Source organism: Capsulimonas corticalis, assembly GCF_003574315.2.
Lineage (GTDB): Bacteria > Armatimonadota > Armatimonadia > Armatimonadales > Capsulimonadaceae > Capsulimonas > Capsulimonas corticalis.
In genome coordinates, this window is sequence record NZ_AP025739.1 from 206,877 (window position 1) to 230,065 (window position 23,189).

The window sequence follows — 23,189 nt, forward strand, 5'->3', positions numbered from 1 at the left end:
CGTACGAGGCAATCTTACAAACCCTTCCCGCCCGAGGGAGGGGTCGCGCGAAGCGCGGGGGTGGGTTTGCCACGGATCAAATTTGCCGTCTACGCCGCGAGCGCGGGCGGGTTGTCGTTGATCTGCTGGAGCAGCCAGGGCGGCAGCGGTTCTTCCTTGCCCTGCTCTAACACAAGCGTTGTTCCTGCGGGACCGGTGAGAAGGAAGAGATGGTCCACGGTGCTCAGCATCAGCCAGAAGCCGTGGCCGAGCGTGCCGGCGGTGGTGTAGCCGCGCTCCAGAGTAGCGCGCGGCAGGTGGTCGAGGGTGATGCCCGATCCGAAGTCGCGGACCCAGACCTGGATCCGGTCGTCCGTGCTGAGCCGGACTTCGCCGTGGCCGCCGCCGCCGTGAACGACGGCGTTCATGGAGGCTTCCGAGACCGCCGTGACCAGATCGTCGATCCGCTCGACAGGAAGGCTCGCCTCCAGAGCCGCTTGCCGCGCCAGATCACGCAGCGCCTTCAGGCCGCTGGTGCGGGACAACTCCACGCTGCTGCTCACAATGCTGCGGGACGGCGGCAGCGCCGCCTCCGTGAGGCAAAGCTTAAGGCGTCCGTTGCTGACACACGTCAGCACCTCCTGAAGCGCTTGATTGGTGCGATCGAGATCCTCGGTCCGCTCCTGCACCCGGTGCTCCAGCTCTTCGCCCGCCTTCGACAGCATCTCCGCCCGCTCCGACGCTCGCTGCGCCAGATAAACGCTCCACCCCAGCAGGCACGAAACCAGAACTCCGCCCGCCAGCGCTTCGTAGGGAAGCCGTGACTGCGCCTGGACATATTGCCCAAGCCCCGGGTGCGCCTGCGAGTACTGGTGGATGATCGCCAGATTCCCGCTCTGATCCACCACCAGCGCCTGCCAGAGGCTCACCGACGCCGCCGAGCCGAAGATCGTTGCGACGAACGGCAGCCAGTGTGGACGGCTCACGCCGCGCCGAACCTCGGCCAGCCATGCCTCGCAGAGCGCGCCGGCCCCCAGCACGATGAAGCCAAGCGAGGTGTGGACGGCCATGCGGGTGAACTGGCCCCATCGGTACGCTTCCGTGACGCCGATAAAGTATCCCGTGAACGCCACCGCGCCGAGGGCCGTGACCGTCGCGCCGATGAGCGCCAGGAAGATCGGCGGATAAGCTCCGCGGCGCAAAGCCCACACGGTCTGCGCCACGCCAAACGCCGTGAAGCACGACGCCGTCGCGATCGCCATGCGCCCGAAGTGCAGGATTCCGGAGCGCACATACGAGCGCATCAGCAATTCGTCGACGCCGAGATTGACCCCGAAGAGATATTCGGCGATGGTCAGCCCCCCAATCAGAGTCAGGAGAACGCCGCACGCCAGCGTTATGCGCCGCTTTTCAAAAACACCGGCGATCAGCGCGATTCCGCTGAGCAGAAAGCCCAGCGCCGTGTTGTACGCCATGGCGACAAACGACGGGTAGATCTTCAGCAGGGTCAGATTGTGGGTATGCCACCCAATCAGAACCGTCACGCCGAGCAAAGTCGCGAGCACGCCGCAAAAGAGAATGAGGGCAGGCAGCTGGTTTTGGCTGCGAGAGATCGGAATTACCATAATGATGACGACCAGAACGAATCATGGTCAGCGCCGCATCGAACAAAAAAGGAAAAATAATGACGCTCAAGAACGGGACCAGGCGCTCCTCCACGACATTATTCCAGCATTCCCATGAGATATCATGAGAAATTCCCAGCCCTGGCGATCCCAGTACGTTTACCAGGATCAAGCAGTCGGGTATGCTTTCATCAATCTCAATTCGTGAGGAGAATTTCCATGGCTCCCGAACCCGCCAGCGATCCGCGCACGACCGGCAACAGCCGAACGACCGGCAGCGTCGCCGATATCGACAGCACGCAGGACTTCGAAGACTTGGACGGCGACATCGATATGATGGATCGAGGCGACAATTCCGGCGACAGTGGCGGCGCCGCCAATGACGGCGGCGATCCCCAGGACGACGCGCCCGGCCAATCGAACAGTTCCCAGGACAGTGGTCCCAGCTCCTTCGGCGACGATCCTAACGACGCATTCGACTCGGAAGCGCCCACGGGATAAACCCAAATGACACAGCAGACACCCCGCACGCAAGCCGCCCCGGCGCCTCCGGAAGGATCGATCGAAACGTCCTGGGACTTCCCCGGCTGGGGAACGGCGGAAACCATCACGGATCTGGGCTCCGAACCGGTCCAGGTGACGCATCTGGATTCGGGGGACGCGCATAAGCTGGGCATGTGGCGCTCGACGGCGATTTGCGGCAACGACATCACGTCGAGCTGTCTCTATGTCACCGCCATCGCCGCATTCTACGCCGGCCCTTACGCGCCCATCGCGCTCGCCCTTGTCGCCGCCGTGCTTTATCTCTACCGGAACGTTTACGCCGAGGTCGGCACGGCGCTGCCGCTGAACGGCGGCGCATACAATGTCCTGCTCAACACCACCACCAAGGGACAGGCGTCCCTCGCCGCATGTCTGACCATCCTTTCGTATATCGCGACGGCCGTTCTCAGCGCGGACGCGGCCATGCATTACGCGCATAACCTCTATGGCGGCCTGCCGATTATTCTGGCGACGATCGGCCTGCTCGGCCTCTTCGCGCTGCTCAATATCTTCGGCATCACGGAATCGGCCACCGTGGCTCTCGTGATTTTTCTGTTCCACATCCTGACTCTGATCGTGCTGGTCTTCGCCGTGCTGCCGGCCGCCTGGGCGCATCGGGAGATCCTCGCTCAGAACTGGAGCCACCCAATGCCCGGAGGCGCGATGAAGGCGATCTTCTTCGGTTTCTCGGCGGCGATGCTCGGGATCAGCGGCTTTGAAAGCTCGGCAAACTTCATTGAGGAGCAGAAGCCGGGCGTCTTCCCCAAGACGCTGCGCAACATGTGGGGTATCGTCGCCGTTTTCAATCCCATTATCAGCGTCCTCGCGCTGACCTTGCTGCCGCTGGCCGCGATCACGGCGCGTCCGGAGGACCTGCTGGCGCACATGGGGCTGGTGGGATCGGGCGTCTGGCTGCAAAAGTGGGTGAGCATCGACGCCGTGCTGGTCCTCTCGGGCGCGGTGCTCACGAGCTACGTGGGCGTAACGGGTTTGGTGCGGCGCATGAGTCTGGACCGCTGCCTCCCGCAGATCCTGCTGCGCGAGAACCATTGGCGGCACACCAACCACTGGATCATTCTGGGGTTCTTCGCCCTCTGCGCCTCGATCCTGGCCGTGTCGCGCGGCGATCTGCTGATGCTGGGCGGAGTCTACACCATCGCCTTCCTGAGCGTCATGAGCCTCTTTGCGGTCGGCAATATCCTGCTCAAGCTCAAGCGAGGACGTCTGCCGCGCGAGATCCGCGCTTCCTGGTTCGCCGTGCTGCTGGCGCTGGCCTCGACGTGCACGGCGCTCCTGGGCAATGTCCTGATCAAGCCGGCCTATGTGCGCGTCTTCCTGTTCTACTTCCTCTCGGCGGCGGCAGTCGTGGGCTTGATGTTCATCCGCGTGCAGTTGCTGCGCTTGATCCTGGCGGCGTCGGAGTCGTTTCTGGAGCGTCGCGGGGAGAGCAACAACAAGTTCAGCCACTGGATCATGGCGCAAATCCAGGAGATCAATGGGCGCGCGGTGATCTTTTTCGCCGAGGACGACACCCTTCCCATGCTCAACCACGCCGCCATTTACGTGCTGGAAAACGAGCAGAATAAGCGGCTGCGCGTGGTCCACACATATGTCCACGAAAGCGATATTCCGCAGGACCTCGCCAAAAACATCGCGCTCATCGACCATATCTACCCGGAGCTTCGCATCGACTTACTGCTCGTCCAGGGCGAGTTCGGCCCGCAATTGATCGAGCGGCTCGCGCGACGCCTGGGAGTGCCGAAGAACTATATGTTCATCGGCACCCCCAGCAATCGGTTTCCGCATAGCCTCGCGTCGCTCGGCGGCGTCCGTCTCATCATGTAAGCGCCGCGAAGCATACGCTCCTGGTGTATAATCTCCTTGATAATAAGGAGAGCCCCAATGGACTCGATCAAGGTGAGCCGGATTGTTTTGTTTCTGATTGTGATCGCGCTGGCGATTGGGGGCTACCGCTGGTGGAGCCAGAGCCACTCCCCGTCCGTCGCGCTGAGCGCTCCGGCCGGAGCCCCGCCGGCTCCGCAAAGCGGCGGCGTGCTCGGCAAGATCAAGAGTCTATTCCAGCATTCCCCGCAAACCAGCGGCGCGGCCAGCTCGCCGGGCGCGGGCGCTCCGGGCGATATCACGGTGCTCACGACCGCGACCAAAGCGCAGTGGCTCGACGATGAGATCGCGGCCTTCAATAGCGCCAACGCCGGCAAATATCACGCCACGCGCCTGCCGCTGCTGGAGTCGCGCGACGCGATGCAGGTGATGCTCGCCGGCAAGTCGCAGCCGACGATCTGGAGCCCGAGCAGCCCGGTCTGGATCGCGCGATTCAGCGAAGTCTGGGCGCAGCGCAACGGCTCGCGCGTGCGCATCGCGGATATGGATGATCCCCAGAACTACCGCGTGCTCCTGAAATCCCCGCTCGTCGTGCTCACCACCCACGCCAAGGCGCCGTTTTTGAAATCCGTCTTCGCGGGATCCGCGCCGTGGTCGACGGTGCGCGAGCTCAGCGCGGGAACGCGCAAGGCGCCCTGGGGCAAGTTCCGCTTCGCCCACGCCGATCCGCTCGACGCCAGCAGCGGCATGCTGACCATGTCCCTGATCCTGGGAGAGTACGCCCAGCAGCACGGGCAGGAGGGCGACATGGAGCAGGCGGCGCAGAGCGCGGCCTTTACCCAGTATTTGATCGGCGTCGAACGCGGCTTCCTGTACGATCCCAACACGGTCGGCTCCAGCGCTCTGGAGAAGTCGTTTGAAGCAAATCCGTCCACGCGCGACTTTATCACCGCCTACGAAAGCAAGGCGCTGGAGGCGACGGAGAACGATTCGAATTTGACGATGGTCTACCCAAGGCCCACGGCGGTCGCCGAGCAGGCCGCCGTCGTCCTGAACGCGCCCTGGGTCTCCGACGCGCAGCGCGAAGGCGGACAGGCGCTGCTTCGCTTCCTGGCCAGCGACGAATCGCTAAAAGACGGCATGAAGTACCACTTCCGCCCGGCGCACTCGGGCGGAATGGCGCTGCAGGAAGATTCCGCGACCGGCTTCCAGCAGTCCTATTCGGCGATCGAGCTGCCGCCCTACGGGGCGCTGAACGACGCGGCCAACCAGTGGCGCGTCAACGTCGCCCATCGCGGCGCGCAGCTATGAACCGTAAGCCGCCGATCAGCGAAGCGATCAAAGAAAACGGCAACATCGTCGGCATGGGCGCGTCCGTGATCCTCTCCGCCGTGCTGCTCAATCCGATCCCGCTGCTGGCAGGCGTCGTCGCCGAGGCCGCATATCTGCTGTTTGTGCCCGAATCGCGCTGGTACACGGACCGCCTGGCCCAGCGCGCCGCCGCCGAAGCGCTGCGCCAGCGCCGCCAGCGGAACATGCAGATCCTGCTGCAGCTGCCGCCCGAAACCCAGGAGCGCTTCGCGCGCCTGGAGGCGATCCGCCGCCAGATCGAAGGCGTGACACAGCAAGACACGCAGATGTTCGGCCAGATGATGCGCAAGCTCGACTATCTGCTGGACAAATTCCTGCAATTCGCCCTCAAGGAGCTGGAGTTCCGCGCCTATCTCCAGTCGCTCCTGAGCGAATGCCGCCTCAGCCCTCCGCCCCTCCCCAACGTCCGCCTGACCAGCGGCCGCGAGCGACCGGCGTCCAAAGACCTGCTCTTCCCCAGCAGCGCGGCTCCCGGCGTCGTCGCGGATATCCAGCGGTTTTACGACGGCGAGATCGCGCAATTGCAGACCGCCATGTCCGCCGAGAAGGACGAAGGCACGCGCTCCGTGCTCGCCCGCCGCCTCGATATCCTCCAGCGCCGCCGCGACCACGTTGGCAAAATCGGCGCGATGCTCAAAAACCTCGACCAGCAGCTTCAGCTGCTCCAGGACACCTTCGGCCTGATCAACGACGAAGTCCGCGCCCGCTCGCCGGAACAAGTGACCGGAGAGATCGACGAAGTCGTGCTTCAAACCGATGTGATGACACAGACGCTGGAAGAATTGGTCTCGCTGGGGCAAACAGGGTAACTCATACAGAATTTCACTTATTACAGATATTACACTTATTAAGGTATAATTTCCGCAAGAGGAGAAATTTATGTCTTCAAACGCCGAAACGATTGCGCCAACACAACACGATGTAATGATGGCCGCCAAAGCCTCACGCCAATTGTCTCATTTCTCAAACCTGCATAAAAGCCTCCAGATACAAATCCAATCGGAAGATAATCAGGAGTCGGTCGCCTTATCGCCATTGATCGTCCAGCTGTTGTCGCGTATTTTGAATGAAACAGCGAGTGGACACACGGTGTCCATCGAGCCCGTAGAATCCGATATGACCACGTCCGAGGCGGCGGATTATCTCAACGTATCCCGGCCCTATTTGACCTCTCTCTTGCAGCAGGGCAAACTTCCGTTTCATCTTGTCGGAAGCCACCGGCGAGTTCGTCGGGAAGATATTGCCGATTATAAGAAACGCCAAAAGGAAGCATCTTACGCCGCAATGCGGGAATTACAGGCTCAGGCGGAAGAACTGGGCATGGAAAATTAGTCCGTGTCAAAACAAAAGGTCATTCTCGACGCCTGCGTTCTGTATCCTGCGGGGCTCCGCAGTGTCTTGATGTATTTGGCGCTCGGCGAGCTTTACCAAGCCTATTGGACTGACGCAATTCACGATGAATGGATCCGCAACGTACTCGAAGACCGCAGCGATATCTCCCCAGAGCAGCTCGCGCGTACTCGCCGACTGATGGACGAGGCGATTCCCGGATCGTTGGTAGTGGGATACGAAAGCTTGATCGAGGACTTGGATCTGCCGGACCGAGATGACCGACATGTGTTAGCGGCGACGATACACATTGAAGCCCAAACCATCGTCACCTTCAATAGGCGCGATTTCCCCACAGAGAAGTTAGCTCCATATCACATACGAACGCTCACTCCCGACGCGTTCGTGCTGGACCTGGTGCAAACCTTCCCGCTCGAAGCTTTAGAGGCGCTCAAAATCGATCGGTTATCAAAGCAGCGCCCTCCAAAATCACCAGAAGAGTATTTAGCCGCGCTTACGGCGCAGAGTCTCACTCAAAGCACTGCGGCTCTCCGTCAGTATATTGAGTATCTGTAAGATACACCGGTGCTAAACCTGCGGGCGCGGTTCGTCGGGCGTGTCTTCCCAGAACCGTTCCGAGAGATATCGGTCGGCGCCGTCGCAGAGGATGGTGACGAAGACGCTGCCCTGGGGGGCGCGTTTGGCGAGGGTCAGGGTGGTGTGGACGTTGCCGCCGGCGGAGATGCCGACGAGGAGGCCTTCGCAGCGGGCAAGGCGCTTGACCATCGCGTAGGCGTCCTCGGTTCGGCACTCGACGTTCTGGTCGGCGACGCGGGGGTCGTAGATCGGCGGGACGATGGCGGTTTCCAGATGCTTGAGGCCCTCCAGGCCGTTGAACGGCGAGTCGGGCTGCATGGAGATCAGGGTGACGTTCGGGTTTGTGTCGCGCAGGAAGCGGCCGACGCCCATCATGGTTCCCGTGGTGCCCAGACCGGCGACGAAGTGGGTGACGCGGCCTTCGGTCTGCGCCCAGATCTCCGGACCGGTGGATTCGTAGTGCGCCCGCCAGTTGGCGTCATTGCCGTACTGGTCGGGATAAAAGTAGAGGTCGGGATCTTCCGCGTAGAGCTGCTTGACCATCCGAATGGCGCCGTCGGACTGCTCGGCGGGGTTGGTGAGCACCAGATCTGCTCCGTAAGCGCGCAGGATCTTCTTACGCTCGGGCGAGGCGTTCAAAGGCAGGCATAGCTTCACGGCGTAACCGCGCGCCGCGCCGATCATCGCGTAGGCGATCCCCGTATTGCCGGACGTGGCGTCGAGAATGATCTTTCCGAGGCGCAGCGCGCCGGAGCGCTCGCCCTCCCGGATCATGTTGAGCGCCGGACGATCTTTGACCGAGCCGCCCGGATTGAAGAATTCGGCCTTGGCGTAGATCTCAACTCCTGGGGCTTCTTCTTCAAGCGATGTCAGACGGACAAGCGGCGTATTGCCGATGAGCTGGTCGAGACTGCTGGCGACGGCGACAGGCATGATGTTTTCCTAGTGATAAGCTATCAATAGTATACCCATCTTTTTAGACGTCATCCTCGTGCGACGACGTGACATGCGTCAGGAGCAGAACCCAGAGGCTGAGCGCCAGGCTGTAGAGAGGAATTTGCAGCAGCGACGGCAGCGCGTAGATCAAAATGACGATCGGGATCCAGGTCCCCCAGCAGGTGACGAGCGGCGGGATCACGCGCTCCTTGTAGAAGCGCCAGCTCGCCGCGCCGCGCAGGGCGTCGGCGCGATATCCGCCGTTCTTCCACTGGTAACAGATCGCGGCGAGCGGCGTGGAAAAGAGCGGGTTGTAGCAGAGCATGTCGACGAGAAACTTCTTGGCGACGACCGGGACGCTGGCGACGCTTCCAAACCAGAGCGCCTGGCAGTGGTAGAAAACGTCGACAAAGAAACCGTTCGCGCCCCAGTACGGCATGGTGAACAGCAGGTTCTCAAAGTTCTTGCGCCGCGCCCGGCCCTTTTGGTAGAACACGATCGTCAAACACTCCGGGATCACGGCGCCGGCGATCACGGCGCTGAAGATGCTGAAGCCGTATCCCAGGTGCGCTTTCACGCCCGCGACCGAAGACAGCGCGTGGCGCACCGCCGGGACCGTGTAGTAGCCGACCACCACGAGCAGCATTCCGAGCTGGATCAGCAGGCTGGGAGCGAGGTTCGCGCGGGCGGCGCGCAGTCCGGCGCGGAACGGATGGAATCGGCTGGCGGAGACCGAAGCGGAAAGGTTTTGGCTCATAAGTTTGCAGTTATGATACCGGATCCCGTCAAGCAGGCGCGCTCCTTGCGCGCTTTACTTGACATTCCCGGCTGTACGTCCTATAATTTCGGGGAAACCACCGTATTTCACACAGGTTCGTTCGACACTTCAAGGAGCACACCCTACCCATGCGCAAGAGTTCGATTTTCGTGCTGGCCGCCGCCGCTCTCGCCGCCGGCGCCCTTTCGGCACGCCCCGCCTCCGCCCAAGTCTTCGAGCCGCCGGCCGCCAGCGTTGAGCATAACCAACCGATATCGCTGCGCGTGGGCGCATACTTCCCCACGAACCGAAAGATTCGCAAGGATGTCGGCCAGACATTCCCCAGCGTAGGCGTGGATTACCATCTGCATCAGGACAGCGCGACGTCGGATACGTTCGTCTCCCTGGACTACATCGACCGGGGCGCCAGCAACTTTCACATGCGTGTGGTTCCGCTGACCTACGGCATCCGCTATGTTCAGGATCTCTCCGCCAAGAACTCGGTGTACTACGGCTTCGGCGCTGGCGCTTACTACACCAACATCGATGTCAGCAACGACACAGGCGGGCATGAGACGAACAACGACCTGCTCGTCGGCGGCTTCCTGAATCTGGGCGTCAACATCAACCAGGCGTCGTTCCTCGACCTGCGCTACCACTTCACGTCGTCCTCGGGCAGCGTGAACCCCGGCGGCCCGCAGGTGTCCGTCGGCTTCCGGTTCTAACCCCATGGAGCTGTTCGACACGCACTGCCACCTCAACCATCCGGACTACGATGACGATCGGGAAGAGGTGGCGGCGCGTGCGCGCAGCGCCGGCGTCTCCGCAATGCTGACGATCGGCTATGATATGCCGAGCAGCCGCCGGGCGGCCGCGCTCACAGCGATGGACGGGGTGTACGCCGCAATCGGCGTCCACCCCGAATCCGCGAAAGAGTGGACCCCGGAATCGCAATCCGAGCTGCGCGGGTTCTGGGACGCGTCTCAAAACCGCGTGGCCGCCTACGGCGAGATCGGCCTCGATTACCACTGGGACACGCAGCCCCGCGACCACCAGCAGCAAGTCTTCGCCGAACAGATCGCCTTCGCCGCCTCCCTTGATCCTCGTCTCCCCTTGATCATCCACTGCCGCGACGCACAGGACGATGTCCTGCGCATCCTCCGCGAGTCGGCCACGCCGGCGCCGGTCGTCATGCACTGCTTTACGGGGGATACGGACACCGCACGCGCCTGCCTGGACGCCGGCTGCTGGCTGGGGATCGGCGGCGTCGCCACCTACAAAAAATCGGACGCCCTGCGCGTCGCCATCGCTTATGCGCCGCTGGACCGACTGCTCCTCGAAACCGACTGCCCCTACCTCGCCCCGCAGCGCTGGCGCGGCAAGCGCAACGAACCCTCCTACCTCACCGCCGTCGCCGCCATCGTCGCCGACGCGCGCGGAATTTCTCCCGAAGATGTCGCCCAGGCGACCACGCACAACGCGCGGTTTGTATTTCGGGTGTAGGAAAGATGGAGCCCTCACCCCCCGGCCCCCTCTCCCAAAATTGGGAGAGGGGGAGTCAGAGGGAGTTTTTTATTTGGATCTTTGATCCAAAATCTTAACCCTCTCCCAGAATTGGGAGAGGGTGGCGCGAAGCGCCGGGTGAGGGCCGCGTTAGCTCTGCGCCTTCGCCTTATATCTCGGCGCGACCGGCAAACGCGAGCGGTTCTTCGTTACCCATTGATACGCCGACTGGCCGAGCTGCGGGACGCCGGGGATGTAGAGGAACACCGTGAGGAGCCAGAATGCGGGCGTGCGGCGGATGATCTCACGGAAGGCGTAGAAGCCGGGGTACGCGCGGCCTTTAGGGCCGACGGCGATTGCCGCGTGCTCGGCGTCCTCCGCGCTGACTTCCGGGGCGAGGGCGAGCTGCGCGGGGTCACGGGAGTCGAGGAACGTCACCAGGCCGAAGACGTCGAAGAAGCGCACGACGAGCAGGGCGGACCGGCAGAAGTCGCATTCGCCGTCGTAGACGAGCTTGAGCGGCGTCAGGCGGATCGTACGCACGAGCCAGTTCTGGAAGTTGCTCAGATCTTCCTGTGTCAGAAACGGGATATAAGAAGCGATCATCAGGAACGAGAACAACGGGATATTGAGCGAGTATTCGATCCCCAGATGCAGCAGCACTCCCAGGCCCAGGACATAGAGACGCAGACGCGGAACCCAGACGAACGTGGCCAGGGCCAGCTCAATGCCGAGCGCCGCGTAGGTCATCAGGTTGATCATGATCAGATTGTCGCTGATGACGTGCGGCGTTGGGAACCGGGCGAACGCGGGCAGATGCATCGGGTAATAGATCGCGACGCCTTCCTGCCAGGATTTCCCCTGCAGCTTTGCGATCGCCGTACAGGCATAGACCAGAGAAAGCTGGATCTGCATCAGGCGCTGCGCCCAGGGAACGATGCGCGGCGCCACGCGCCCTTCACGCCCCTTCAGCACGCGCCACAGTCGGTCGAGGGAGCAGGAGGCGTCAGCCTGCGCCAGCATCAAATAGATCGTCATGACCAGCATCACACAGTCGCCGCCGGTCGTGTTGACGATGGGATTGCGGTTGTGGATGGCATTCAGGCCAAGCGCGACGAGGAAGAGCGACGGGCGCGTCCATAGCCCGACGGTCATGCAGATCGCCGCCAGGATGAAGATCACAAAAAACGCCGTCAGCCAGGCGTCGCTCGCGTGATGGAGCAGATGGATCACGCGCGGCCCGGGCGTATAGTTCGCCTGATAGTTGTCGGCGAAGTTGGTCGGCAGGACGCCGCGCTCCGAAAACCAGACGACGCGCTCCGGAAACAAAATCCAGGCGTTCGCCAGAACCAGCAGGCCCATGACGATGCGAAACAGACCCTGCGGACCGCTGTGAATAGGCTTAAACCAGAAACGGCGCCAATCGCTGCGTATTGCGTTCACCGGAGGTCCTCCGGCTGGATGTCGGTCGAGTAAAATTTATAAACGCCCATCGGCGGGGGCGGCGCGCCCGGCGCGGTCGTCTGGATATCCGGCAGCACGCGGAAGTGACGGATCAAATCCACCGACACCGGCCGCGAGCCGGGACGGTCGTTGTTGATGCGCGCGGCGTAGGTCGCCATGGAGTGCCACAGGTAACTGAAGCCCTCTTGATGCGCCACCTCGATGTACTTACGGTAACGCTCGCTGCGATAGCGGTCGTCGTAACGCAGCTGATCCATGCGCGGATAGTCCCACACCCGCTGGCTTCCATCGGCGTAGTGCACAACCGTCTCGACATAGACATCCAGCTTATACGGCTCCGGCGCGAACATCAGCCAGCCCTGGTTAAGGCCCGTGAGCGTCATGTACGGGCGGACGATCGACATACCCTGACGCGCGACCTCCGAAGTCCCCGCCAGCGCCCACACCACCAGCGCAAAGAGATGCCAGACCACGAACACCGTGATCGCCACTCGCCCAAACGCCGCCCACTGCGCCCGCTCCTGCCGCCGCAGACGCACCTTATCCCGCTCTGATAGATCTTTTGTATTCATTCCCGGTCCTTAATTCACTCCCTTAATTCCTCTGTCAGCACACCGATTCCTGCATCGGCTAAGCGAACGGACAATGAGTTCTGATTAACTTTGTATTATAAAGTAATTTGCAAATCATCGAACTTTATGGTACTATCGACTCGCGAGACAGGGAGCACGCCTGTCTCCGGGAGGTTACGATGATGGCGCAATGGATTTTGGGAGCGGCGCTGCTTCTTGGGATTTTGGGAGACGCGCTGTTTCGCGACTCGGACGGCTCCGGGCTGAACTGGCTTTTGTGGACCAGCTCCGCCGTGGGCGCGGCGGCGGTCCTGGCGCGCCGGCAATCGATCGCGGCGGCCATGAGCGGGCGCGTTCTGATCGCGCTGGCGCTCTTATTCTCGGGCCTGATGGCGCTGCGTGATTCCTTCGCGCTGCACGGGCTATGCCTGCTGGCGATCATCGTGGCGGCGGCGGGCGCGGTCTCGGTTCAGGAAGGATGGCGCGCGATGCGCTCGGGGTTCGTGGAGTACGCCAAAAGCGTGGCGCTGCTGGCCGGCGCGGCCTTCACCGGCCCGACCCGTTTTATGAACGCCGCCAGAGGCGCGGCGGGGCGGGTCAGTGACGGCTTCATCCCCCGGGCGCCGCAGACTGAAGATCAAATGTCCCAGGCGCCCGAAGGCGCGGACCGCTGGGTCGCCGCCCCGGGCGTGGCGCGGGGCCTGCTGATCGTGGCGCCCTTATTTGTCGTTTTCCTGGCGCTGCTGATGTCCGCCGATCCCGCGTACCGGCATGTGGTGACAAGCTTGTTTGAGTGGGATCTCCAAACGCTGATCGCGCACCTGCTGACCATCGCCGTGGTCGCCTGGTGCGCCGCCGGCGTCCTCCACCGCGCCCTGCGACACGCCGCCGAAGCGCAGTCGCCTGCGGCGGCCGCTCCGCTGCTGACGCTGGGCGTCCCGGAAGTCATGACCATCCTCACGGCGATCGACCTGTTGTTTCTCAGCTTTGTCGGCGTCCAGCTTCGCTACGCCTTCGGCGGCGAGGCGCTGATCCGGGCGACCACCGGTCTGACATACGCCGAGTATGCGCGCGGCGGCTTCTTCGAGCTGCTGGCGGTGGCGGCGATCGTCCTCCCCGTCCTGCTGTTCCTGCACTGGGCGCTGGACCGCCGGGAGCTGCGCGCGGAGCGCCCATTCCAATGGCTCGCCGGCGTCCAGGTCTCGCTCCTCGGCGTGATGCTCGCGAGCGCCTATCACCGGATGCGCCTCTACGAAGCGGTATACGGCATGACGGAGCTGCGCCTTTATGTCATGGCCGCCATCGTCTGGCTCGCCGTGGTCTTCGCCTGGTTCTGCCTGACCGTCCTGCGCGGACGCCGCCGCCTCTTCGCCGGCGGCGCGCTCGCCGCCGCCGCTCTGGGGATCGGCGTCCTCGAAGGCGTCAACCCAGACGCCCTGATCGCCAAAATCAACCTCGCCCAGGCCCACAGCGCCCACCGGTTCGACGGCTGCTACGCCGCCTCCCTGAGCGCCGACGCCGTTCCCCCATTGGTGAACGCGCTCCCCACCCTCGCGCCCGCCGACGCCGCCATCGTCGCCCACCAGCTGCTCTCCCGCTGGACCCCGCCCCCGCAGATCGACTGGCGCGGATGGAGCGTCGGACGCGCGCAGGCGTGGAACGCCGTGGAAAGTCGAATGGTGGAGCTGAGAACGCTGGCGGCCGGCGCGCCGAAGGATGCGTGTCCGGGAGAGTGATCCCCATCCCCGACCAGTGCAGCCCACTCACCGTAGGGAACGGATGTTCACCAAATTTTCTTCAGAAAGCTGACGATGGTGTCGGCGACCGAGTGCGCGACGCCGCCGAGGATGAGGCCCACGACGATCCAGAGGGTCCAGGTGGGATGCGTGAATGTCCAGGAGAGCGTGTGGGACCAGATGTCGGTCATCACGGCGTTTCGGTCGACGGGGATGCCTTTGCGGACGAGCAGCCAGAGCACGCAGCGCACGGTCGCCCAGAGCATGAAGAGGAAGTAGGCGACACGGATCAGCGGGCCGACCGCAATTCCGTGCGAGACCCAGGATCGGTGCGGCACCAGGGTCTTGTAGGGCCACCAGAGGAAGCGCAGGACGCCCCAGCGCTTGTAGGCGACGCTCTGGGTGTCGAGATCGTCGGACAGCCAGAGGCCGGAGAAGATATACGAGCCGAGAGTCAGAATGAGCGGCGTGACATCGGCCGACGGGCAGTAGAGATACCAGACCGGTACGGCGGCGGCGGCCGTAATCAGCGTGATCTTGTCGTGAACTTTCCCACTGGGCAACGGAATGGACTTTCTTGCGTTTCGACGAAGCCTAAACCACGGGCGAATACGCGACAATCCGTGGACGAATCTCGGGGCGGCTAACGCCAATATTGGGACGGCTAGCGGCCGAACTTGCGGTCCAGATCGCTGTTCGCCAATTCCACGATGATCGGGCGGCCATGCGGGCAGGTGTACGGGTTATCAGACTTCAGAAGATCGGAGACGAGCGCGTTCATCTCCTCGAACGTCAATGGATCGCCCGCCTTGACCGCCATCTTGCAGCTGGCCGTGATCAAGACTTCCTCGGCGGGCAGCATCAGGCGGCGCGAGGTGGTCTTCTCCACCAATTCATCCACGATCTCGCGCAGCACTTCCTCGGGGCCGCCCTGCGCCTTGATATGCTTTTGGGCGACCGACGCCGGGACCGAGCGCACGAGATAAGATTCGCCGCCGAACGGCTCCAGCTCAAAGCCCGCGCGGCGCAGATCCTCCAGCCGGTTCTCCACCACCATCGCCTCGCGCTTGCTCAGTTCCAGCGTAAAGGGGATCATCAGTTGCTGGACCGGCACTCCCGCCCCGGCCCCCTCGGCGCCGGCGATCAGCTTCTCATAGAGAACCCGCTCGTGGGCGATGTGCTGATCGATCAAAACCAACGCGTGGTCGGTCTGCGCCACAATATACATATTGCGCGACTGCGCCAGCACGCGCAGCGAGCCGAGGTTGTGGTTTCGGTAATCGCCGCCGGTTGCGCTCTCGATCGGCGCGGTGCTTTCAAGCGGCGCATCGCCGCCCTCACGCGCGAACTCCGTCTGCTCCAGCATCTCCGGCGAATCGAGCATCAGCGCGCCTTCTTGCACGCGGTCGGACGGCGGCGCGGCGTGCACGGCGTACTGCGCGCCATTACTTCCAGTCCCTGCATATCCGTTCGCCGGCGCGCCATATCCGGCGGCGTCCTCGAAGGGATCGGGCTCTCCGGCGGCCTTGCCGAGCAGCGCCTCGTGGAACGGCGACTGCGTCACATCCTGACGGCGGACATTGACCGGCGGACGCGACGGCACCTGAAACAGCGGCGCCTGACCGTACCCAACCCCCGAAGACTTGCGCGCGCCTTCGCCGGACGCCGGTGAAGCTTCCTCGCCGCCGCCCGGCGTCATCTTCTGGATCAGCGTTGGCACGAGGCCGCCGGCGAGCAGCGCTTCCTTGACGGCGTGGTAGACAGCCGAATAGATCTCGCCCTCGCGGGTGAAGCGCACTTCGGTCTTGGTCGGCGAGACATTGATGTCCACCTGGCCGGGATCGACATCGATCATGATCACCGCCGGCGGATATTTGACGCCGTGGATCGTCTGGACGCTCTTGTACCCCTCGTCGAGCGCGCGCGTCACGGCCTTATTGCGCACGAAGCGGCGATTAACGAAGCTATGCTGCCACGAACGGGCGTTCTTCAGCGCGGCGGGGCTCGCGACAAATCCCCAGACCCGCAGCCCGCCCGCCTCATAATCCATCGGCACAAGATGCCGCGCCGTGTCGCGGCCGAAGACCTGCACGCAGGCGTCCATCATCGAGCCGCTTCCGCCGGAGGAGAACAGCTCTTGATTGTTCTGCTGCAATCGGAACGCGACATGCGGATACGCCAGCGCGAACCGCTGCATCAGCTCGACGATATGGTTCGTCTCGGTCTGCGACGTCTTCAAAAACTTCAAACGGGCCGGCACGTTGTAAAACAGGTTCTCGACCGTGATGCTGGTGCCCGTCCGCGCCCCGACCTCAGTCACGCCTTCAAAGGTCCCGCCATTGCAGCGCAGCTCGATCCCCGGCGCGTCGGGCTCCTCGGGATCGTCGAGCCGCGTCACGATCGTCATCTGCGAAACCGACGCGATGCTCGGCAGCGCCTCGCCCCGGAACCCCATCGTCGTGATCTTAAACAGATCGTCCGCCAACCGGATCTTCGACGTCGCGTGCCGCTGCAGCGACAGCACCGCATCCTCCTGCGACATCCCCGATCCGTCATCGGTCACCCGAATCAGATACTTGCCGCCCTCTTCCAGCTCCACCAGAACCCGCTTCGCCCCGGCGTCCAGCGCATTCTCCACCAACTCCTTCACCGCCGCCGCCGGCCGCTCGACCACCTCCCCCGCCGCGATCTGATTGGCGGTGGTGTCGTCGAGGATTTGAATTTTCGGAGTGCTGGACATAAACGTTCTCTTCTCAAGTTAGATTGACGCGGGTTGCGTCAACAGGTCACTCGCGCGGCGGGGGCGGATCCGGAAAGAGGATTTTGATCCAAAGGTCTACCCTATCCTATCAATACAGCGTACATCTTCAGGCCGGCAAACCCACCCCGGCCCTTCGGGCCACCCCTCCCGTCGCCGGGAAGGGTTTGTAAGATTGCCTCTGACGAAAGCCGTCCGCGATAACAAGCTCTAAAATAACCCTTCCCGTCCGAGGGAGGGGGCAGCCAAAGGCCGGGGGTGGGTTTGCCAAGGCGCCCCGCAACGCCAGAGTATACGTCCTAGTAAATTACTTTATTCAGCGGATACTCCACCAGTCCCTGCGCGCCGTTCCGGCGCAGTTCGGGGACGATATGGCGCACGGTCTTTTCCGGAATGATCGTCTCCAGCGCTACCCAGCCGTCTTCCTCCAGCGGAGAGATCGTCGGCTTACGTAGCGAGGAGAGCAGTTTGATGACGGCGTCCAGGTTCTCTTTGGAGACGTTCATCTTCAGGCCGACCAGCGTCTCGGCGTCGAGCGCGCCCTGGAGCAGCAGCGCGATGTTTTCGATCTTGCGCTGTTTCCAGTCGTCCTGCCAGCTTTCTTTGTTTGCGACCAGGCGGGTCGTGCTTTCCAGAAGCGTGTCGACGATCTTCAGGCCGTGCGCGGCGAGGGTGCTGCCGGTTTCGGTGCCTTCGACAATCGCGTCGACCAGGTCCGGGACCTTCACTTCGGTCGCGCCCCAGCTGAACTCGACATGCGCGGTGACGCCGTGCTTCTCCAGATAACGCTTGGTGACGTTCACGAGCTCGGTCGCGATCCGCTTGCCTTGCAGGTCCTTGGGACCGGAGATCGGCGAATTGTTCGGCACGGCCAGCACCCAGCGGTATGGGCGCGAGGTCGCCTTGGAGTAGATCAGCTCGCTGACTTCATAGACGTCGGCTTCGCTCTCGATCACGTTGTCGTGGCCGGTCAGGCCCACATCGAGAACGCCCATCGCAACATAGCGCGGGATCTCCTGCGCGCGCAGGAGCACGGGCTCCAGTTCGTCGTCATCGACGACCGGCTGGTACGAACGAGTACTGACCCGGAAGTCCCATCCGGCTTTCTTAAACAAGGCGAAGGTCGCCTCTTGCAGGCTGCCCTTCGGCACGCCAATGCGCAGCTTTGTCACGGTGCTAAGTTTCCCATCGAATTGAATTATTTTCTCGCCCAAAAGGTCCCTTTAGGATACCGGTTTGCGGCAATGGAAGTCAACGATAGGGATGCAAGGCTATTATACCAGCATCCGTTCGGTTTCGCGTGTTACAGTAGAAATTTCGCAGTAGTATAAATCACGGATACAGAAGGACGGCGTCGCGCCTGGCCGCGAATTGCGTCAAAGAATTCCGCCACCCGGACGCAATCGTTTCATAAGGCCGATCTTCCAAGATTCCCCGGTAAGCATCCGAGTTCACCAGAAGCGTCATCAGTTTCTCCGGGATCCACAGATCGGGGGCAAGCGAGCGCAGCGCGGCGGCCAGCGTGAAGCCCAGGCGGACGGCGTCGAAGGCGCCCCGGTCCGTGAGCGCCAGATTCACGCCGCCGCAGCGTTCGCCGGCGAAGACGCTCGCGCGGGGGGTGAACCATACCGGAACGGCGCGCACGCCCGGAAGCGCGGCGTCATTCACAAAGGCGGCGAAGGCGCGCGGTTCGAGGTACGGAGCGCCAAAGAGCTCGAACGGCGTATCCGTTCCGCGCCCGACGGAGACGTTCGTCATCTCCAGAAGGCCCACGCCCGGATATAAGACCGCCTGAGTCAGCGAGCGCATGTTGGGCGACGGGTTGGTCCAGACAAGGCCGGTGGCGTCCCACCAATCGTTCCGGCGCCAGCCCTCGCAGGGGACGACCGTCAAGTCGCAGCCGGGAACGCGTTCTTTTTGCAAAAGGCGCCCCATCTCCCCGATCGTCACGCCATGGCGCACGGGGATGGGATGGCAGGCGACAAAGGCCAGTTTGTCCACATCGGCGATCGGGCCTTCCACGGCGGCCCCCTGGATCGGGTTTGGGCGGTCCAGTACGATCAAGCGTTTCTGAAACTCCGCGGCGGCGTCCATCACCTGCGCCAGCGTGCTGATATAGGTATAGAACCGGCAGCCGATGTCCTGGATGTCGAAGACCAGCGTGTCAATCTCCGCAAGCTGCTCTTCCGACGGACGCGTGCGCGGGCCGTAAAGGGAGTAGACGGGAAGCCCGGTGCGCCGATCGACGCCGTCGGCGATCTGCTCGGTGTCCAGCTCGCCGCGCACGCCATGCTCCGGCCCGAACAAGGCGCGCAGGTCCACGGACGGCGCGGCGCGGAGCAGATCGGCCGTGGCGCGGCCGTCGCCGGTCAGCCCCGTGTGATTGGTCACCAGCGCGACACGGGACCCGGCAAGCGCCGAAAAACCGTCGCGCTCCAGAACGTCGACGCCGGCAAGAACGGATTTTAAGTTGGACATTCAGATCTCTCGATAGGCGTTCGTGGAGATTTCCACGCAGGAGATCTCCATGAACGAACGCCATTGGTTACGAATGGAAAATTGCAGGATTTTGGAAGCGACGCGTAGAATTCTGCAAACCGTTCGCGCGCGCCGCGCAGTGCAAGTTTAGCATCGTGATGCACTCTCATGCAAGGGATCGTTCATGCCAGAATTCGCGCCGCGCGATGACAACGAAGCCACGCCCAACCGATTGCGTATTCTCGTGGAAGCCAGCCGGCAGTTCAATACGTCGCTCGACCACGAAACCGTCCTGCAAAAGATCGCCGATTCCCTGGTGCATGGCTTTGCCGACTGGTGCTCCGTGGGCATGGCCGATGTCGCGACGGATGGAAACGTTCGCGTCCATCGCCTCGCCACCGCCCACGCCGATCCGGAGCAGCTGGCCCGGGGCAAGGCGCTCGCGCAGCAGGAGGGATCGGCCGCCACCGCCTCCTATCTGCGCGTGATGCGCACGGGCCAATCGGAGTACTATCCCGAAGTGACGGAAGAGATGCTGCGCGCCGGCGTCGAAAACCCCGAACTCCTCCAGGAATATCTCAGCCTTCGGATCTGCTCCCTGATGATGGTCCCGATGACGGCGCGCGGGCGGACGTTCGGCGTCATCGCGCTGGTGACGACCGCCGATTCGAACCGGATCTTCACGGAAAGCGATCTGACGCTCGCCGAGGACCTGGCGCAGCGCGCGGCGGTGGCAATCGACAACGCGCGTCTTCTGCGCGAAGCCAGGGAGGCGACACGCATTCAGGAAGAAGCGATGGCGCTGCACTTGCAGGCCGAAGAGCGTCTTTCCCTGCTGGCGGACGCGGCGAGCTCCTTGATCGGATCGCTGCATCTGAGCGACCTGGTGAGCGGGATCCTGAGCCTCTCCGAGCGCCTCTTTGACGCCGACGCCTATGCGCTCTGGCGGCGCGGCGGCGACGGCGTCTGGCGGATGGCGTCGCAGTCCGGCCTGTCCGAGGCGTTCGTGCGCTCGCAAGTTCCGACAGGGGGGCATCCCGCGCCGACGGAGCCGGTGATCATCGAAGACGTCGCGCTTGATGAACGGATGGCGCCTCGTCTGGAGGTCTTGCGCGGCGAAGGCGTGCAGGCGCTGCTCGTTCTGCCGCTTATCCTGCACGGAGAGCCTACCGGAACGTTCGTCTTTTATTACCGGCGGCGCCAAAAGTTTGAGCCTCTGGAAGTGCGTGTCGCCTCCGCGCTGGGCAACCTGGCGGCGTCGGCCATCACCACGGTCGAGCTTTATGAGGAGCAAAACCGGCTGCGCGCGGCGGCGGAGCAGGAGGTCGCGGAGCGCAAGCGCGTCGAGCAGGAAAACACGCGCCTGCTGCGCGAGGCGCGCGCGGCGGCGAACCAGCAGCGCAAATTCCTGCGCGATGTCCTCGCCAGCGTCACCGAAGGCAAGCTCCATCTGTGCGCCACGGCCGGCGATCTTCCGCGCCGGTCCACTCCCCATTTGCCGCCGGTCGCCCTGGTGGCGGAGACCATTTCGCAGCTGCGCCGCCAGGCGATCACCGCATCGGAGCATACCCATCTGCCCGAGGACCGGGCGCAGGATCTGGTCACCGCCGTCAGCGAAGTCGCCATGAACGCCGTAGTCCATGGCGGAGGCGGCTCGGGCGCCGTGTGCGTCAGCCGCTCCGGAACGCTGCAAGTCTGGATCGAAGACCAGGGCAAGGGGATCAATATGGACCGCCTGCCGCTCGCGACGCTGGAGCGCGGATTCACCACGGCCGGCACGCTGGGCTATGGGTTCTGGCTCGTTCTGAATACCGTCGACCGCGTCTGGCTCCTGACAGGGCCGACCGGGACCACGGTCGTGCTCGAAATGGATCGCCAGAAGCCGCTTCCCTCCTGGCGTCAGAAACTCAGCTAAGATCGACCCGCCCGTCAATCTTAAAGATCGATCGTCCGTCAATCACGGGAATCCGTCATCGCGAAGCCGTCAAACACCAGCATGAATAAGCCGACCATTCCGCCGCATAAGCCGCTCACTCCTTACCCCTTATGGTTCTCGCTCGCGCTTTCGCCGGCGCTGGTCGCTGTCATGACGATGCTGCTGGAGTGGGTGCAGCATTTTTTGACGGTCCGCGTCGACCACTATGTCCGGCCTTACGGGATCGCATACGTCATCCCGATCGCCGTCCTCACGGCTGTCGGCGGGCGGCGCGTCGGATTTCTCACGCTGCTTTTGTCTCTTGGCTCGGAGTGGTATTTTCTGATCTCGCCCCGCCTGTCATTCTCGGTCCGGAACCAGGGCGACTGGGTCGAACTGGGCTTCCTCGTGCTTGTAGGACTTCTGGTGGTGGCCGGCATCGACGCCATGCGGCGCAACGCGCAACTGCTCGCCTCGGCGCAGGCGATGGCGGCGCGCGAGGCGCTCATCAACAAGGTCAACGACGCGCTGGGCGACACGGACGATTCCGACGCGCTTCAGGAGACGGCCGCGCGTGAACTCGCCAGCCTCCTGCGGCTGGACCTGTGCTACTTCGGCGTCCTGGAAAACGACGGGAGCATCCGCCCCGTCGCCTCCATTTCGGAGGCGGCCTCCCTGCGGCAGAACTCTCGGCCGCCAAATTCGCGCCGCCCGCCGGTCGTTCAGATCGACTTCGCCCGCGTCTTCCACGACCAGGAGCCGCTCGTCGTGACGGACGCGGCGAGCGATCTGATCGCCGCGCCGGTGGCCGCGATCCTGGCGCGGGAGGCGGTCCGCGCCGCCGTGTTCGTTCCGATCCCGCAGCCGGGAGTCTCGTCGGTCCTGCTGATCGCCGCGATGACGGATACGCCCCGGGAGTGGTCGGAGGAAGAGATTGCGACCATCAAGGCCGTCGCCCTCCACACGCGGGCGGCGGTGCAGGCGGCGCGCGTGCGCCTGCGCAACAAGACGATCGCCAGCGTCCTCCAGGAGGCTCTGCTGCCCACGACGCCCGAAACGATCCCCGGCCTCGATGTCGCTCCGTTTTACCGTCCCGCGCTCGTCGAAGCCAGCGTCGGCGGCGATTTTTACGATGTCTTCGAGGTGACGGAAAAGACCTTCGCGCTGGTGGTGGGCGATGTGAGCGGCAAGGGGCTGGCGGCGGCGGTGCAGGTCGCGATCGTGCGCAACATGCTCCGCTGCCTGCTTTACCAGGAAGCGCGCGCCGGCGACGCCGTCACGCGCCTGAACGACATGCTCGCGACACACAATCTGCTCTCCGGGTTCACCACCCTCTTCGTCGGCCTGTACCAATCGACGCCTAAAATCCTGACTTATGTCTCCTGCGGCCACGAGCCGGGCTTGCTGCGCCGGGCCGACACGCAGACGGTGGAGGAGCTCGCGCCCACGGGGGCGATTCTGGGGGCCGCCGCCGGAATGGTGTACGCCGAAGAAAGCGTGGTTCTCTGCGCGGGCGACATGCTCGCCATCTACACGGACGGCGTCACGGACGCCGGAACGCGCTCGGACAAATTCCTGGGCGTCGCCGGGCTGAGCAAGCTGTTGCAGCGCTCCGGAGCGCGTCAAAGCGCCGAAAAGATCGTCTCCCAGGTGATGCGGGAAGTCGAAGCCCACGCCGACGGCTCGCTGCGCGACGACGCCTGCCTGCTCATTGCCGTGGCTTAACGTCCGCCCCTCTTGGAGATGAGCGCATCTGGGCGGTATAATAGAATGAAGAACGCCGT

At 63.3% G+C, this 23,189-nt stretch carries 20 protein-coding genes; 11 read left to right on the forward strand and 9 right to left on the reverse strand.

The annotated features are described in order from the left end of the window. Positions 1-89 precede the first annotated feature (89 nt). On the reverse strand, positions 90-1,604 hold the full coding sequence (locus tag D5261_RS01010; RefSeq protein WP_119320098.1) for an ATP-binding protein: 1,515 nt from the start codon (positions 1,602-1,604) through the stop codon (positions 90-92). Between the two features lie 219 nt (positions 1,605-1,823). On the opposite strand from D5261_RS01010, the gene D5261_RS01015 reads away from it, so the two are divergent. The 6 genes from D5261_RS01015 (at position 1,824) to D5261_RS01040 (ending at position 7,265) form a co-directional block, all read left to right on the forward strand. Then, positions 1,824-2,105, forward strand: coding sequence for a hypothetical protein (locus D5261_RS01015; protein ID WP_119320099.1), 282 nt, complete (start codon positions 1,824-1,826; stop codon positions 2,103-2,105). A 6-nt stretch (positions 2,106-2,111) separates the two neighbouring features. Next, positions 2,112-3,992 (forward strand): APC family permease, encoded by a 1,881-nt coding sequence (locus tag D5261_RS01020; RefSeq protein ID WP_218025514.1) that lies wholly within the window; start codon positions 2,112-2,114, stop codon positions 3,990-3,992. A 57-nt stretch (positions 3,993-4,049) separates the two neighbouring features. After that, positions 4,050-5,300 carry an extracellular solute-binding protein gene (locus tag D5261_RS01025; RefSeq protein ID WP_119320100.1) on the forward strand — a complete coding sequence of 417 codons (1,251 nt, stop codon included), beginning with the start codon at positions 4,050-4,052 and terminating at the stop codon, positions 5,298-5,300. After that, positions 5,297-6,169 (forward strand): hypothetical protein, encoded by an 873-nt coding sequence (locus tag D5261_RS01030; protein ID WP_119320101.1) that lies wholly within the window; start codon positions 5,297-5,299, stop codon positions 6,167-6,169. The genes D5261_RS01025 and D5261_RS01030 overlap by 4 nt, the downstream gene beginning before the upstream one ends. 70 nt (positions 6,170-6,239) lie before the next feature. Then, positions 6,240-6,692 carry a helix-turn-helix domain-containing protein gene (locus tag D5261_RS01035; RefSeq protein WP_119320102.1) on the forward strand — a complete coding sequence of 151 codons (453 nt, stop codon included), beginning with the start codon at positions 6,240-6,242 and terminating at the stop codon, positions 6,690-6,692. Between the two features lie 3 nt (positions 6,693-6,695). Beyond that, on the forward strand, positions 6,696-7,265 hold the full coding sequence (locus D5261_RS01040; RefSeq protein ID WP_119320103.1) for a VapC50 family PIN domain-containing toxin: 570 nt from the start codon (positions 6,696-6,698) through the stop codon (positions 7,263-7,265). Positions 7,266-7,277: 12 nt separating this feature from the next. Here D5261_RS01040 and D5261_RS01045 read toward each other — a convergent pair whose 3' ends face one another. Both D5261_RS01045 and D5261_RS01050 read right to left on the reverse strand, forming a co-directional pair. Continuing rightward, positions 7,278-8,219: a PLP-dependent cysteine synthase family protein gene (locus D5261_RS01045; protein WP_119320104.1), complete on the reverse strand. Its 942-nt coding sequence runs from the start codon at positions 8,217-8,219 to the stop codon at positions 7,278-7,280. 43 nt (positions 8,220-8,262) lie between these two features. Then, entirely contained in the window at positions 8,263-8,979 is a 717-nt protein-coding gene (locus D5261_RS01050; protein WP_119320105.1) for a hypothetical protein, read from the reverse strand. A 149-nt stretch (positions 8,980-9,128) separates the two neighbouring features. On the opposite strand from D5261_RS01050, the gene D5261_RS01055 reads away from it, so the two are divergent. Both D5261_RS01055 and D5261_RS01060 read left to right on the forward strand, forming a co-directional pair. Beyond that, positions 9,129-9,704, forward strand: a complete 576-nt coding sequence (locus tag D5261_RS01055; RefSeq protein WP_119320106.1) for a hypothetical protein — start codon at positions 9,129-9,131, stop codon at positions 9,702-9,704. Positions 9,705-9,708: 4 nt separating this feature from the next. Next, positions 9,709-10,482, forward strand: a complete 774-nt coding sequence (locus D5261_RS01060; protein WP_119320107.1) for a TatD family hydrolase — start codon at positions 9,709-9,711, stop codon at positions 10,480-10,482. 150 nt (positions 10,483-10,632) lie between these two features. Here D5261_RS01060 and D5261_RS01065 read toward each other — a convergent pair whose 3' ends face one another. Further along, positions 10,633-11,925: a DCC1-like thiol-disulfide oxidoreductase family protein gene (locus D5261_RS01065; RefSeq protein ID WP_119320108.1), complete on the reverse strand. Its 1,293-nt coding sequence runs from the start codon at positions 11,923-11,925 to the stop codon at positions 10,633-10,635. After that, complete coding sequence (locus tag D5261_RS01070; RefSeq protein ID WP_119320109.1) at positions 11,922-12,518, reverse strand: hypothetical protein; 597 nt, start codon at positions 12,516-12,518, stop codon at positions 11,922-11,924. The genes D5261_RS01065 and D5261_RS01070 overlap by 4 nt, the downstream gene beginning before the upstream one ends. Positions 12,519-12,697: 179 nt before the next feature. Between D5261_RS01070 and D5261_RS01075 the strand changes: the two genes are divergently transcribed. Further along, complete coding sequence (locus D5261_RS01075) at positions 12,698-14,254, forward strand: DUF4153 domain-containing protein (protein WP_119320110.1); 1,557 nt, start codon at positions 12,698-12,700, stop codon at positions 14,252-14,254. A gap of 47 nt (positions 14,255-14,301) precedes the next feature. Here D5261_RS01075 and D5261_RS01080 read toward each other — a convergent pair whose 3' ends face one another. The 4 genes from D5261_RS01080 to D5261_RS01095 form a co-directional block, all read right to left on the reverse strand. Next, positions 14,302-14,817 carry a metal-binding protein gene (locus tag D5261_RS01080; RefSeq protein ID WP_165863995.1) on the reverse strand — a complete coding sequence of 172 codons (516 nt, stop codon included), beginning with the start codon at positions 14,815-14,817 and terminating at the stop codon, positions 14,302-14,304. A 101-nt stretch (positions 14,818-14,918) separates the two neighbouring features. Then, the gene (gene mutL, locus D5261_RS01085; RefSeq protein ID WP_119320112.1) at positions 14,919-16,994 is read right to left on the reverse strand and encodes a DNA mismatch repair endonuclease MutL; all 2,076 of its coding nucleotides are present in this window, start codon (positions 16,992-16,994) and stop codon (positions 14,919-14,921) included. Between the two features lie 317 nt (positions 16,995-17,311). Then, complete coding sequence (gene hisG, locus D5261_RS01090) at positions 17,312-18,184, reverse strand: ATP phosphoribosyltransferase (RefSeq protein WP_218025515.1); 873 nt, start codon at positions 18,182-18,184, stop codon at positions 17,312-17,314. 160 nt (positions 18,185-18,344) lie between these two features. After that, the gene (locus D5261_RS01095) at positions 18,345-19,490 is read right to left on the reverse strand and encodes an exo-beta-N-acetylmuramidase NamZ family protein (RefSeq protein WP_119320113.1); all 1,146 of its coding nucleotides are present in this window, start codon (positions 19,488-19,490) and stop codon (positions 18,345-18,347) included. Positions 19,491-19,674: 184 nt separating this feature from the next. On the opposite strand from D5261_RS01095, the gene D5261_RS01100 reads away from it, so the two are divergent. Next, positions 19,675-21,405 (forward strand): GAF domain-containing protein, encoded by a 1,731-nt coding sequence (locus D5261_RS01100; protein WP_119320114.1) that lies wholly within the window; start codon positions 19,675-19,677, stop codon positions 21,403-21,405. A gap of 81 nt (positions 21,406-21,486) precedes the next feature. Next, entirely contained in the window at positions 21,487-23,130 is a 1,644-nt protein-coding gene (locus tag D5261_RS01105; protein WP_119320115.1) for a SpoIIE family protein phosphatase, read from the forward strand. Positions 23,131-23,189: the final 59 nt, after the last annotated feature.